We start from the raw sequence: 13,462 nt of genomic DNA on the forward strand, positions 1-13,462 counted from the left end.
GAGGAGTGCGCCGGATGGGGGTCGACGAAGCGGTCGGCTGTGCCGGGCACCGCTGAGGAGACCCCCATCCGGCGCGCCCCGGCACTCACTCTCGGGTCAGGCTCCTAGAAGAGCCGGACGAAGCGACGTCGGAACGCGGCGCGCTGCTCGGCGAGATCGAGCGGATCGTCGCGCAGGAGGGCCCCGGTCAGACGTACTTCCTGGCCGGACACCCGTTCATGAAGACCGAGATCGCGCACACCATGCAGCGCGATCTCGGCGTGTTCCTGCCCGCCACCGTCGCGCTGATGGCGGTGCTTGTGTACGTGAGCGTCGGCTCGGTCGCGATGACGCTCCTGATCCTGGCGGCGGTGCTCGTCGCGGTGGTCTGGATGACCGGCTTCATGGGCTGGATCGGCCAGCCGATCACGGCGCTCTCGAACACTGCCCCGACCTTCCTGCTCGCGATCGGCTGCGCCTACGTGATGCACCTGGCGGCGTGCTACCAGCGACAGGTCCACGCCGGGGCCGACGCTCGCGCTGCGACGCTCGCCGCTCTCGAGCGCATGCGCAGACCGGTCGTCGTCGCGGGGCTCACCACCGCGATCGGCGCGGGGTTCGTGGCGCTCTCGGACCTGCCGCTCGTGCGCGGATTCGGCATCGACCTGATGGCGGGCGTGCTCTCCGTGATCGTGCTCGCCTGCTTCGCGGTGCCCGCGGTTCTGTCGCTCTCGAAGGTCCGCCGCGGCAGCGGGATCCTGACCAGCGAGCGCCGGCTCGGCGTGCTGCTCTTCGGGATCGTCGAGTTCGTCTCGCGCCGCCCGCGCGCGATTCTCGCGGCGGCGTTGCTGCTGTTCGTCGCGGCCGGCATCGCGAGCACCCGGCTCGTGGTCGATTCCAGCGGCCCGAAGGCGTTCGCCGAGGACTCGCGCTTCCGCCGCTCCTCGGAGTTCTACCGCTCGCACCTCTCCGGCGACGTGATCGAGAACGTGTACGTGCGGACGTCCGGAGCCGGCGGGATCCACGACCCCGACCTCTTGCGGCGGATGCTCGCGTTCCAGCGCGCCGCGGAGGCGCTGCCGGAGATCGACAAGAGCTTCTCGATCGCGAGCTACGTCGAGCTGATGAACCGCGCGATGCACGGGGAGGATCCGTCCGAGCTGCGCATCCCCGACAGCGCCGAGGCGGTCGCGCAGTACCTGCTGCTCTACTCGTCGGCCGGCGAGCCCGACGAGTTCGACGACCTGCTGGACTTCGAGCATCGCCACGCGCGAATCGTGCTGACCGCGACGGTCGGCTCGAGCCGCGAGAGCGCGGCGCTCCGGGCGCGGCTCGAGGCGCTCGCGCGCGAACACCTGCCCGGGGAGTCCGGCCGCGACGCGGTTCTCTCGACCGAGATCCTGCTCTCGGAGGCCGCGGACGAGCTGGCCGTCGAGCAGGTCTGGAGCCTGGCGGGCGCGTCGCTGCTGATTCTGCTGCTCTCGGCGTTCGCGTTCCGCTCGCTCTGGATCGGCGCACATCTCTTCCTGCCGATCGCGCTCCCGGTCGCGCTGAACTTCGCGGTGATGGTGATCTTCGCGATCACGCTTCGCGACGTGACCAGCGTCATCGCGGTCACCACGCTCGGAATCGCGGTGGACAGCACGGTCCACCTGCTCGACACGATCCGGCATCACGAGGCCGCGCACGGTCTGCGCCGCGTCGCGGTCTTCGAGGCGTACGTCACCACCGGCCGGCCGGTGCTGGTGACGAGCCTGATCATCGCCTCCGGGCTGGCCGTGCTCGGACTCTCGGATTTCCAGGTGATCGCGAACTTCGGCGGGCTCGAGGCGCTCTCGCTGCTCTTCGCGCTGGCGGCCGATCTGTTCATCCTGCCCGCACAGCTCCTGGCCAGCGCAGCTCCCGCGCGCGCGGACCGGGTCTCGGAGGCGCTGCTGCTCACCACGAGCGAGCGCGCGTTTCCCGCGCTTCTGGTCGAGAGCTCGGGCGAGCTGCTTCGCGTTCGCGCGCTGGGCGAGGGCGGCGCGGAGTCCGCGAGTCCGGGCGAGGAGATCCTGGTCCGCGGTCTGCGCGCGGGAACGAGACTCGCGGGGCGCGTCAGCCGGCGCGGTCCCGGGGAATCGGAGCTCGAGATCACGCTCGAGTCGGATGCGCGGGGCGAGCAGCGCTCCGCGGCCGACGAGCTGCGCCGGCTGTTCACGGGCGCGATCACGAAGGAGTTCGCGCTGGGCGGCTACCGTTTCTGCCGCGCGGATTCGATCGAGCAGCGCCAGGCCGCCTACGCGCTGCGCTTCCGCGTCTACGCGGCGCACGGCTACATCGATCCTGCCGACTTCGGCAGCCCGAGCCTGCGCGACTCTTTCGACGAGTCGGCGATCCAGTGTCTGGCGTACGACGCGGGCGGCGCCCTGGTCGGCACGGCGCGCGTGGTGCTGCCGAGCGAGCTCGGCTTCCAGACCGAGGCGTTCTTCGAGTTCGAGCCGCCCGACGTTCCGCGCGAGCGCCTGGGCGAGATCGGCAAGCTCGCGCTGTCGGTCGAGCACCGCGGCGGCGAGCGTGTCGCACTGCTCGGGCTGGTGAAGCTGCTCTACGACGCGCTGCGCGAGCACGACCTCGGCCACGCCTACGCGTTCATGCCCCGCAATCTGATCGAGTCGCTCGCCCGGCTCGGGTTCCCGTCGAGCCCGCTCGGTCCGCTCTCGGCCGCGACCGAGGCCGCGCGGCGCCGCTCGCCGATGCGCGGCTACTTCGAGCGGCTCGATCCGCAGTCGGTGCTCTTCGACCTCGACCAGGCCGGCCGCGGCTTCGGGGGGAAGTCGTGAGGCTGCGACGCGATCCGCTGCTCTGGTGCGCGGCCGTGCTGCTGCTGCTCACGGGGATGTACGGAGCGATCGAGACCTCGCGCTGGCGCGACCGGCAGTTTGCGGGGTTTCTCGTGCTGCGAAACGGGGTCGTCGCCTCGGCAGGGCTCGCGCACTGGCCCGGCACCTCGGACGGCGAGATCTACGGCCGGCAGGTGACCGAGGTCGACGGGAGCTCGGTGCGCGGCGGCGCAGAGGTACGCGCGGCGATCGCGGGCGCAAGCGAGGGGAGATCGGTCCGCTACCGCTTCGGCGAAGGCGAGGGCAGCTTCGTCCGGAGCGTCGAGACGCGGCGCTTCGCCTTTCGCGACCTCTGGCTCCTGTTCGGGAGCTTCATGCTGAACGGAGCCGCGTTCGGCATCGTCGCGATCCTGACGCGCGCGCTGCGCGGCGGCGACCGGCTGGGCCGCGGCACGTTCGCGTTCTTCTGGCTGGCGGCGATGTACACGTTCTCGGCTCTGGACCTGTACGGTCCGTACCGGCTGTTCCGGCTGCACGTGCTCTGCGAGTCGTTCCTGTTCGCGGGCACGATCCACATGGCGCTGGTGTTTCCGCAGTCACCGCGGCTGGTGGAGCGGTTCCCCTGGCTGATCCACGTGCCGTACGGGCTGGCGCTGCCGGTCGCGGTGGCGGGACAGATCTGCCTGGACGACCCCGAGCGCTACGTGGTCCACCACGGCGTCTCGATGCTCCTGTTCGGCCTGGCGGTGGTCGGCCTGATCGCGTCGCAGGTCCACGCGGGTCTGCGCCCGGCGTCGTTCGAGGCGCGCCAGCGCGTCCGCGTGGTCGCGTTCGGAGCGGTCGCGGCGCTCAGCCCCTCGGTCGGGCTGGTCGTCATCTCTCCGCTCGTGGGCTTGAACGCCTCGCAGAACTCGATGGCGTTCACCGCGTTCCTGTTCCCGGCCGCGGTGGCCTACGCGGTTCTGCGTCACAACCTGCTCGAGGTCGACGCGCTGATCCGCCGCTCGGTCGCGTACGCGGCGCTCACGCTCCTGGCCGCTCTCGTCTACGGGGGCGGCGTCGCGCTCACGCATCGCGCGTTCGCCGACGCGCTCGACTATCGCGAGCCGGTCTTCGCGATCGTCTTCGGCGTGGTCTGCGTCGGCCTGATGCTGCCGCTTCGCGACCACGCGCAGGCGCTGATCGATCGGCTCTTCTTCCGCAACGCCTACGACTATCGCCGGATCGTCGAGGAGACGAGCGGACGGCTGGCTTCGGCGACCGAGCTCGCGTCCCTGTCGCGAGAGCTGCACCGCGGCGTCGAACGCGCGCTGCATCCCCAGGGCGCGGGCCTCTTCGTCCGCGGCGAGGGCGGCGCGATGTTCGCGGTGGGGGACGCGGGCCTGCTTCGGGCGCCGCTCGACGTTCCCGCCGACCGCAAGAGCGTCGACGCGGCGGACGGCGGGCTGGTGATCCCGTTCCGCAGCGAGGGCGAGCTCGTCGCGGCGCTCGTGCTCGGCCCCCCGCGCTCCGGCGGCATGTACAGCGGCGAGGACCGCGCGCTGCTCCACACGCTCGCGCACCAGGGCGCGGTCGCGGTTCGAAACGCGCTCGCGCTCGAGCAGCTTCGCGAGCTCAATCGCAGCCTCGAGGGCAAGGTCGAGGCCCGGACCCACGACCTGCAGAAGGCGCTCGACGAGCTGCGAAGCACCCAGACCCAGCTGCTCCACCGCGAGAAGATGGCGTCGCTCGGGGCCTCGTCCGGCTCGCTCGGGCTCGACTCGAACGCGCCCGCGACGCAGGGAAGCGTCAGCCGGAAGCGGCTTCCCTGGCCGGGCGCGCTCTCGAGCGAGATCGAGCCGCCGAGCAGCTCGGCGAGCCGTCGCGAGAGTGCGAGCCCCAGGCCTGCGCCGCCGATGCGTCGCGTGGAGGAGCCGTCGACCTGCGTGAAGGGTCGGAAGATGCGCAGCTGCTCCTCGGGGCTCATCCCGATGCCGGTGTCCGTCACCGTGAACTCGACCGCGTCGCGATCGCCGCAGCGTGCGCTGCAGACCGAGAGCTCCACGTGGCCGCACTCCGTGAAGCGCAGCGCGTTGCCGAGCAGGTTCAGCAGGATCTGCCGCAGCCGCCAGAGGTCGGTGGCGAGCTCGGCGGGCGCCGCCGGCGGGCGCACGAGCCGCAGCTCGAGCCCTCGCTCGCGTGCCTGCGGCGAGAGCGTCGCCGAGAGATCGGCGAGCAGCGCGTCGATCTGCACCTGCTCGCTCTGCAGCCAGAGCTTTCCGGCCTCCATTCGCGACAGGTCCAGGATGTCGTTCAGAAGCCGCAGCAGGTGGCTGCCGTTGGTGTGGATCGAGAGCAGCGCGCGCGCCCGCTCCTCCGACTCGAGCCCGTCCTCGAGCAGCTGGCTGTAGCCCAGGATCGCCGTCATCGGCGTGCGCAGCTCGTGGCTCATGTTGGCCAGGAATTCGCTCTTGGCGCGGCTGGCGGCCTCGGCCGCGTCCTTCGCCTCGGAGAGCGAGGCGAGCGCGCCCGCGAGGTCCTGGTTGCGGGCCTTGAGCTCGAGCAGCAGCCCGTCGTTCTCGCGCGCGAGCTGAGCCCGCTCGAGCACCGAGCGCACCGTCGCCAGCAGGTGAGCGGGCGGACACGGCTTGCTCAGGTAGGCGTGCACCCGGGCCCGGTTGATCGCGTCGACGGTGTCGTCGAAGTCGGCGAAGCCCGTGAGCAGGATCCGGCCGATCAGATCGTCGCGCGCGGCGACGCGCGAGAGCAGCTCGACGCCGGAAAGGCCCGGCATCCGCTGATCACAGACGACGACGTCGTACTCGCCCGCCGCGAAGCGCTCCCAGGCGGCCTCGGCGCTCGCCTCGCCCACGACTTCGCCCAGCGGCCGAAGCGCGCGGACGAGCAGCTCCACGCCTCGTGGCTCATCATCGACGACGAGGATCCGGGCCGGCCTGGACATTCGCTCTCGCATCGGCTGCGCGCGAGGCGAAGTGGAGCGCGGCTCAGGTGCGGACCGAGAACTCGAAGCCGGATGGGAACGGCACCGTCACGGACTGGAATCCGCTCCGGCCCGACTGCACGTAGGCCAGGTACGGCGCGAGTGAGCGCTTGAACGTGCGAACGTTGTCGGCGAGCACGACCGCGCCCGGGCGGAGCTTGGGCGCGAGAAGCTCGATCATCGGCAGGTAGAGCTCCTTCCAGCCATCGAGCAGGACCAGGTCGATCGGCGGCGCCAGGTCGCGGAGCGTCTGCAGCGCATCGCCGAGCCGCACCTCCGCGTGGCCGGCGAGCCCGGCCGCCTCCAGGTTCGCCAGCGCCTGCTCGTGCTTGCCGGGCTCGAGCTCGGAGCCGATCACGCGGCCGTTGCCGTTGTCGCGCGCGGCGGCCGCCGCGTAGATCGTCGACACGCCGAAGGAGGTTCCGAACTCGACGATCCGCCGCGCCGAGAGGGAGCGGGCCACCAGGTACAGGAAGCGCCCCTGGGCCGGCGAGAGCGGGATGTACAGGTCCTTCATTCGCGACGAGAGGACGGCGGGCGCGGGTGCGTCCCGGCCCAGGAACGAGCGCGCGAGCGACGGCAGCCGTCCCAGCATGCGGAACACGTCGCCGCGAGCCGCCGCGTGCAGGCGCTCCAGCTCCGACCGGACCTGCGGATCGTCGAGTGAGCTCGGGGTCGGGATGATCGAGAGCGCGCGTTCCAAGGCCGTTCCTCCCCGACCGAGTCTACGCCACAAGAGCTAGACTCTGGAACAGGAGGGATCGATGTCGGACCGCAAGCGGAACTCTCACAGCTCGCTGATCACCGAGGGCCACAATCGCGCGCCCAACCGCGCGATGCTCCGCGCGGTCGGCTTCGGCGACGCCGACTTCGGCAAGCCGATCGTCGGCGTGGCCAACGGTGACAGCAACATCACGCCGTGCAACCTCGGGCTGGGAGATCTGACGGTCGCAGCGTGCGAGGCGATCCGGCGCGCCGGCGGCATGCCGCAGACGTACGGCACGATCACGATCAGCGATGGGATCTCGATGGGCACCGAGGGCATGAAGTGCTCGCTGGTCTCCAGAGAGGTGATCGCGGATTCGATCGAGACCGTCTGCCGCGGACAGTGCCACGACGGCGTGATCGCGATCGGCGGCTGCGACAAGAACATGCCGGGCGCGCTGATCGCGCTGGCGCGGCTCGACATCCCCGGCGTGTTCGTCTACGGCGGAACCATCAAGCCCGGCCACTACAAGAACGAGGACCTCACGATCGTCTCGGTCTTCGAGGCGGTCGGGGCGCACGGCGCGGGTCGGATGAGCGACGCCGACTTCGCCGAGATCGAGCGGCGCGCGTGTCCGGGCAAGGGCTCGTGCGGCGGCATGTACACCGCGAACACGATGTCGAGCGCGATCGAGGCGATGGGCATGAGCCTGCCGGGAAGCTCGACCATGGCGGCCGAGGACGACGAGAAGCGCGAGAGCGCGGCCGAATCCGGGCGCGTGCTGATCGACCTGGTGGCTGCGAACCTGACGCCGCGAAAGATCATGACGCGGAAGGCGTTCGAGAACGCGATCGCGGTGGTGATGGCGGTCGGCGGCTCGACCAACGCCGTGCTGCACCTGCTCGCGAAAACGCACTCGGCCGAGGTGCCGCTGCAGCTGGACGACTTCGAGCGGATCCGCGCGCGCGTGCCGGTGCTGGCCGACCTGAAGCCGAGCGGGAAGTACGTGGCCACCGATCTGCACCGCGTGGGCGGGATTCCGCTGGTGATGAAGATGCTGCTCGAGCGCGGCCTGATCCACGGCGACTGCCTCACGATCACCGGCAAGACCGTCGCCGAGAACCTCGCGAACGTCCCGTCGCAGCCGCCCGCGGGTCAGGACGTGCTGCGCCCGTTCGGAAAGCCCGTCTACGACGAGGGGCACCTCGCGATCCTGCGCGGAAATCTCGCGCCCGAGGGTTCGGTGGCGAAGATCAGCGGCATCAAGCTGCGCGAGATCACCGGTCCGGCGCGCGTCTTCGACTCGGAGGAGAAGTGCATGGAGGCGATCATGGCCGACCGTATCCGCAATGGAGACGTGGTCGTGATCCGCTACGAGGGGCCGAAGGGCGGGCCCGGAATGCGCGAGATGCTCTCGCCCACGTCCGCGCTGATCGGAAAGGGCCTCGGCGGTTCGGTCGGCCTGCTCACCGACGGCCGCTTCTCGGGCGGCACGTACGGATTGGTCGTGGGGCACGTCGCGCCGGAGGCCTTCGTCGGCGGGCCGATCGCGCTGGTGCACGAGGGAGACTCGATCACGATCGACGCGAAGCAGCGCCTGCTGCAGCTGAACGTTCCGGACGACGAGCTCGCCCGGCGCCGCCGCGAGTTCCGCATGCCCGCGCCGCGCTATCCGCGCGGTGTGCTCGCGAAGTTCGCAAAGCTCGTCTCGAGCGCGGCGCTCGGCGCCGTCACGGACGCCGATCTTTGAGCTGGCTCGTCGCCGCGGGGCTGTTCGGCCTGCTCTCGGTCGCGGCGGGCGCCTTCGGAGCGCACGGCCTGCGCAGCTCCGTCACGCCCGAGCGGCTCTCGGCCTGGCAGACCGCGGCGCACTACGCGCTGGTGCACAGCGGCGTGCTTCTCGCGCTCGCGCTGCACGCTTCGGCCACGGGGCGCAGCATCGGGCTCTCGGCGACGCTCTTCAGCGCGGGGATCCTGCTCTTCTCGGGCTCGATCTTCGGGCTCGTGCTCTTCGAGCTGCGCTGGCTCGGCCCGGTGACACCGATCGGTGGCGTCTGTCTGCTCGCCGGCTGGGCGTCGCTGCTCGTGCTCGTGCGCCCGATGTAGCCCGGCGGCGATGAGCACCCCCGCCCGCGTCCTCGCCGGAATCGCGTTCCTCGCCGTCGCGCTGGGCATCCTGCTCGGCGGGCACGGCTACATCGCGCGGCGGCTCGTGCTCGATCCTGGAATCGCCGAGCCCGCGCGCAGCGCCCTGCTCGGGGTGATCTGTCTCGGCCTCGCGTCGCTCGTGGCGCAGCCGCTCGCGGAGCGGCTGATCGCGCCGCCCTGGAACCGGCTGGTCGGCTGGCCGGCGTCGCTCTGGATGGGGACGGCCTTCCTGCTGCTGGTCGCGCTCGGCGCAGGCGATCTGCTGCGCTTCCTCGCCGGCGGCGTCGCGTATGCGGCGGGGGGCGAGCTGCCCGACGCGACGGCCGCGGCGCGCGCTCAGGCCGCGACCACGCTCGGGGTCGTCGGCATCGCGGGAGCGCTCGCGCTCGTCTCGGGCCTGCGCCCGCCCCGCGTCGCGCGGGTCGAGATCGCGCTCTCGCGCTGGCCGAAGGTGCTCGACGGCTTCCGCATCGCGCAGATCAGCGACATCCACATCGGGCCGCTGCGCGACCGGCGCTTCTCGGCCGCGCTCACCGCGCAAGTGAACGCGCTCGCGCCCGACCTGATCTGCGTCACGGGCGACCTGGTCGACGGCAGCGCGCGCCTGCTCGCGGACGAGGTCGCGCCGTTCGGGGGCTTGCGCGCGCGGCACGGCGTCTTCTTCGTGACCGGAAACCACGACCACTACTCCGGCGCCGACGCCTGGAGCGACGTGGTCGCGAAGCTCGGGCTCGTGCCGCTGCGCAACCGCAGCGTCACCATCCGGTGTGAGGGCGCGGCGTTCACGCTCGCCGGGGTGGACGATCACCGCGGCGGATTCGGCGGCGGGGACCGCGAGGATCTGCCGAAGGCGCTCGCGGAGCGCGATCCCGCGCTTCCGGTCGTGCTGCTCGCGCACGATCCCGCCACGTTCAAGCGCGCGTCGCAGAGCGGCATCGATCTGCAGCTCTCGGGGCACACCCACGGCGGGCAGATCTGGCCGTTCCGATTCCTGGTCCGGCTGGCGGTTCCGTTCGTCGCCGGGCGCTACGCGCGAAACGGCGCCGAGCTCTACGTGAGCCGAGGCACCGGCTTCTGGGGCCCGCCGATGCGCCTGTTCGCGCCGGCCGAGATCACCGAGCTCACGCTGCGCTCGCGGGCGTAGCGGTGTCCTCGTCCCGAAGCGGCTTCTGCCCGCGGTGCAGGAACCAGCGCTCGACGACGACGCGGCGCGCGAACGCCGGCGTCGCGAGCAGCCGCGCGGCGAGCCAGGGGCGAAGCGGCGCCGGAATCCACGCGGAGGCCGACGCCGCGCCCGCGCGCGGACCGAAGCGCGCCTCGACCGCCCGCGCGTACGAATCCAGGCTCGCGTCGCCGCGCGCGGCTGCGGCTGCGAGCGCCTGCGCGGCGAGGATTCCCGATTCGACCGCGGGCCGGATGCCCTCGCCGCTCTGCGGCCAGGCCAGGCCCGCGGCGTCCCCGACCAGCAGGAAGCCGTCGCCCGTGAGCGGGCGCGTGGACTGGCCGTTCAGCAGGTACGCATGTCCGTGTAGCTTCGCCGGCCTGCGCCGGGGCAGCTTTCCGAGCGCTTCGGCAAGCGCGAGGAAGCGCTGCGCGTGGCCGGAGAGGTCGTGCGCATCCTGCCGCCCGATTCCGAAGTTCAGCACCGGTCCCTTGCGCACCAGCCACGCGTAGCCGCGCAGGTCCGCCGAGAAGTACAGCTCCGGCACCTCCGGTGAGACGCCGCACTCGCGGATCTGATCGCGGTCGAGCTCGAGCTCGAGCTCCTGCGCCGCGACGACGGCGTCCGCGTTCCGGCTTTCGGGCGCCAGCAGTCGCGCAACCGGACAGAAGTGCCCGCCCGCTCCGACCACGAGCTTCGCGCGGAGCTCGCCGTTGGCGAGCCAGGCGCCGCCCTCGCGGACCAGCGAGCGCAGCGGCTCGCCCAGGCGAAGCTCCGCTCCGCAGCGCTGCAGCAGTCTCGTGTCGAATTCACAGCGGCGGATCCCGTAGCTCACGACATCGGAATACGTCACTCGCGTGCTCCGCGCGCCGAGCCGCCCCACCTCGAAGCCGCGGAACGGCTGGAGCACGCTCGACTGCGCGTAGTCGTCGGGGTCGATCTCGAGCGTCTCGAGGATCTGCGGCGTGATCCAGCCGGCGCAGACCTTGTCGCGCGGGAATCGCTTCGCGTCCATCAGGACGACGTGCAGGCCGAAGCGGCGAAGCCTCCACGCGCAGGTCGATCCGGCGGGGCCGCCGCCGACGATCAGCACATCGCAGTTCAAGCGGCTACGCCTCGCGCGCGTAGAGCTTCGCGCGCGTCCACGGGATCGCGTTCGAGCGCGAGCGCGCGAACGCGACCTGCCAGAGCTGCAGGCTGCTGGTGTGGAACGACGCCTGCGATCCCGCGAGGTACAGCCGCCACGTCCGCACGAAGCGCGCGTCGAAGCGGCGCTCGATCTCCGCGGCGTTCTTCTCGAACCGCTCCAGCCAGTGCGCGAGCGTCTTCTCGTAGTGCAGGCGCAGGTCCTCGACGTCGAGCACGGCGAAATCCCGCTTCGAGAGGATCGCGACCATCTGCTCGAGCGTGGGCGCGTACGCGCCGGGGAAGATGTGCCGCGAGATCCACGGATCCATCGGCCGGCGCGCGACGCGGCCGATCGAGTGGATCAGCCCGCGGCCGTCGGGAGCCAGGCAGCGGTCGATCACCCGGCCGAGCCGCCGGTAGTTCTCCGGCCCGACGTGCTCGAGCATGCCGACCGAGACGAAGGCGTCGTAGCTGCCTGCGATGTTTCGGTAATCGTCCTCGCGGAACTCCACGCGATCCGAGAGCCCCTGCGCGCGCGCCTGCTCGCGCGCGTAGCGGATCTGCTCGCTCGAGATGTTGTACGCGGTGACGCGAGCACCGTGCGCGCGCGCGAGGTGCAGCGCGAGCGATCCCCAGCCGCAGCCCGCCTCGACCACGCGCTCGCCGGGCCGCAGCCAGAGCTTGCGCGCGACGTGCTCGTGCTTCGCGATCTGCGCCTCTTCGAGCGACGCCGTCGGAGTCGGGAAGTACGCGCAGGTGTACGACATGGAGCGATCGAGCCAGCGCGCATAGAAGTCGTTGCCGAGGTCGTAGTGGTGGTGGACGTTCGCGCGCGCCTTGCTGCGCGAGCGGCTTCGCCTGCGCCAGAGCTGCCACGCCCAGGCCGCGCGCCGCAGCGGCGTGGCGCGCCGCGGGGCGGCGAACGCGAGCTTCAACACGCTCGGGAGATCGCCCTCGATCTCGAGCGCTCCGCTCGCGTAGGCGTCGCCCAGGCCGTTCGAGCCGGGGGCGAGCAGCAGGTCGCGGAGCACGCGCCGCTCGCGAAGCACGACGCGGCCGAGCGCGGGCGCGTCCGAGAGGCGCAGCTCTTCGGAATTCCAGAGCACGAGCCGCAGACGCGGATCGCCGCTCGCTTCGAGGATTCGCCGCGCGAGGCGGCGCTCGAGGCCGGTCACTCCGGTGGAAGCAGAACCACCCATCCAGCTCATGGGCTCACCTCCGTGATCCCGACTCACTGAATCCAGGCAACTCGCGAGCCCAGAATACCCCCGGCGGAGCGCGCGCGGCGAGGGAATTTCAGCCGGGCAACGGATCCGACGGCTTCGTTACCACCTGCCAGTGCAGGCACGCATCGACCGGGCGGCGCGGAGGCCGGCCGTGCCTGCCCGATGGCCAGCCGATCGGCAGCAGCGCGATCGACGGACAGCCCTCGGGCAGCCCGAGCCAGCGGTCGCACTCGTCGCCAAAGCTGCGGTGCAGCGTCGTGAGCGAGGCGCCGAGCCCCACGGCGCGGCAGGCGAGGAGCACGTTCTGGATGCAGGGAAACAGCGCCTGCACCTGCGGCCGACCGCGGCGCGTCCAGCCCGCCACGAACAAGTGTACGGGCGCCTCGTGCAGGTGGTCGGCGAGAAAGAGCGCGGCGCGCATGTTGCGCCGCCCGGCCTCGGGAAAGTCGTCTCGCTTCGCGGCCTCGAGCGCAGGCGCGATGTACGCGTGGAATCCGCGTCGGTAGCGCTCGGCCACCCAGGCGCGCCGCTCCGGCTCGGTCACGGCGACGAAGACCCACGGCTGGCGGTTGCCGCCGCTCGGCGCGAAGGTGCCCGCTTCGCAGACCTTGCGCACGAGCTCGCGCGGGACGGGATCCGGGCGCAGGCGCCGGATCGCGCGCGCGGTGCGAATCCCCTCGAGCAGGGGAACGTCCTCGCCGATCCGCGCGACGTCGATCTCGTCGCTCAACCCGGGCGATCCTTCAGCACGGCGAGCTGCTCGCGGTAGCCGGCGCGGATCGAGGCGATCTCGGCGTCGGTGAAGTCGAGCTCGATCGCGATCGCGGTGATCTCGGCGTTCTCGATCGAGGAGATGTTCCCGTCGGCGGCAGCGACCGCGAACATGCAGCGCAGCAGGTCGACGCGCTGCGCGCGATCCGAGAGCTCCTTGAACTGCCGCGTGACCAGGTAGTTCTCGGTGCCGCCGAGCGCGATCGCCTGCGTCTTCGCGATCTGCACGACCAGAACCGCCTGCGCCTCGTCGAGCGCCGACCACTCGCGCACCAGGCGCGTCATCTGCGAGGTCTCCTCGGGCGAGATCTCGAGGTCCGCGCGCGCCACGCGGGCGAGCACGTAGGCGAAGGCCGCGAGGTAGCGCGCTTCGGCCACCGGAAGCGCGTCGAGCCTGGCCGCGATGCGACGCACGGTCTCCGTGTCGCGCGCGTCGCCGGGCAGGTCCGAGCCGATTCCGAGCAGTCTGCGCAGCGATCTCATCGGCGCCTAGGAGCCTGACCCGAGAGTGAGTGCCGGGGCGCGCCGGATGGGGGGGGG

At 71.6% G+C, this 13,462-nt stretch carries 11 protein-coding genes; 4 read left to right on the forward strand and 7 right to left on the reverse strand.

The features are described 5' to 3' along the window. Positions 1 to 218: 218 nt before the first annotated feature. A complete protein-coding gene (locus FJ108_15735) occupies positions 219 to 2,801 on the forward strand; it encodes a GNAT family N-acetyltransferase (protein MBM4337335.1) in 2,583 nt (860 codons plus the stop codon). Positions 2,802 to 3,397: 596 nt separating this feature from the next. Here the strand turns inward: FJ108_15735 and FJ108_15740 are convergent. Genes FJ108_15740 through FJ108_15750 form a run of 3 tightly spaced genes read right to left on the reverse strand, consistent with a single transcriptional unit; the run spans position 3,398 to position 6,376 of the window. Continuing rightward, the gene (locus FJ108_15740; GenBank protein ID MBM4337336.1) at positions 3,398 to 4,117 is read right to left on the reverse strand and encodes a hypothetical protein; all 720 of its coding nucleotides are present in this window, start codon (positions 4,115 to 4,117) and stop codon (positions 3,398 to 3,400) included. Then, a complete protein-coding gene (locus FJ108_15745) occupies positions 4,015 to 5,754 on the reverse strand; it encodes a response regulator (protein MBM4337337.1) in 1,740 nt (579 codons plus the stop codon). The genes FJ108_15740 and FJ108_15745 overlap by 103 nt, the downstream gene beginning before the upstream one ends. Before the next feature lie 31 nt (positions 5,755 to 5,785). After that, complete coding sequence (locus FJ108_15750) at positions 5,786 to 6,376, reverse strand: methyltransferase (GenBank protein ID MBM4337338.1); 591 nt, start codon at positions 6,374 to 6,376, stop codon at positions 5,786 to 5,788. Positions 6,377 to 6,545: 169 nt separating this feature from the next. Between FJ108_15750 and ilvD the strand changes: the two genes are divergently transcribed. The 3 genes from ilvD to FJ108_15765 are packed head-to-tail and all read left to right on the forward strand — an operon-like array spanning position 6,546 to position 9,779. After that, positions 6,546 to 8,237: a dihydroxy-acid dehydratase gene (ilvD, locus tag FJ108_15755; protein ID MBM4337339.1), complete on the forward strand. Its 1,692-nt coding sequence runs from the start codon at positions 6,546 to 6,548 to the stop codon at positions 8,235 to 8,237. A gap of 20 nt (positions 8,238 to 8,257) precedes the next feature. Further along, the gene (locus FJ108_15760; GenBank protein MBM4337340.1) at positions 8,258 to 8,593 is read left to right on the forward strand and encodes a DUF423 domain-containing protein; all 336 of its coding nucleotides are present in this window, start codon (positions 8,258 to 8,260) and stop codon (positions 8,591 to 8,593) included. 10 nt (positions 8,594 to 8,603) lie between these two features. Beyond that, positions 8,604 to 9,779 (forward strand): metallophosphoesterase, encoded by a 1,176-nt coding sequence (locus tag FJ108_15765; GenBank protein ID MBM4337341.1) that lies wholly within the window; start codon positions 8,604 to 8,606, stop codon positions 9,777 to 9,779. On the opposite strand, the gene FJ108_15770 is transcribed toward FJ108_15765, so the two are convergent. The 4 genes from FJ108_15770 to FJ108_15785 form a co-directional block, all read right to left on the reverse strand. Then, on the reverse strand, positions 9,757 to 10,902 hold the full coding sequence (locus FJ108_15770; protein ID MBM4337342.1) for an NAD(P)/FAD-dependent oxidoreductase: 1,146 nt from the start codon (positions 10,900 to 10,902) through the stop codon (positions 9,757 to 9,759). The two genes, FJ108_15765 and FJ108_15770, sit on opposite strands and share 23 nt — an antisense overlap. A gap of 4 nt (positions 10,903 to 10,906) precedes the next feature. After that, entirely contained in the window at positions 10,907 to 12,133 is a 1,227-nt protein-coding gene (locus FJ108_15775) for a class I SAM-dependent methyltransferase (protein MBM4337343.1), read from the reverse strand. A gap of 88 nt (positions 12,134 to 12,221) precedes the next feature. Continuing rightward, complete coding sequence (locus tag FJ108_15780; protein ID MBM4337344.1) at positions 12,222 to 13,040, reverse strand: nitroreductase family protein; 819 nt, start codon at positions 13,038 to 13,040, stop codon at positions 12,222 to 12,224. Then, positions 12,878 to 13,405 carry a TerB family tellurite resistance protein gene (locus FJ108_15785; GenBank protein MBM4337345.1) on the reverse strand — a complete coding sequence of 176 codons (528 nt, stop codon included), beginning with the start codon at positions 13,403 to 13,405 and terminating at the stop codon, positions 12,878 to 12,880. Before FJ108_15785 ends, FJ108_15780 begins: the two co-directional genes overlap by 163 nt. Between the last annotated feature and the right edge of the window lie 57 nt (positions 13,406 to 13,462).

It is taken from the genome of Deltaproteobacteria bacterium (genome assembly GCA_016875225.1).
Taxonomy (GTDB): Bacteria; Myxococcota_A; UBA9160; order SZUA-336; family SZUA-336; genus VGRW01.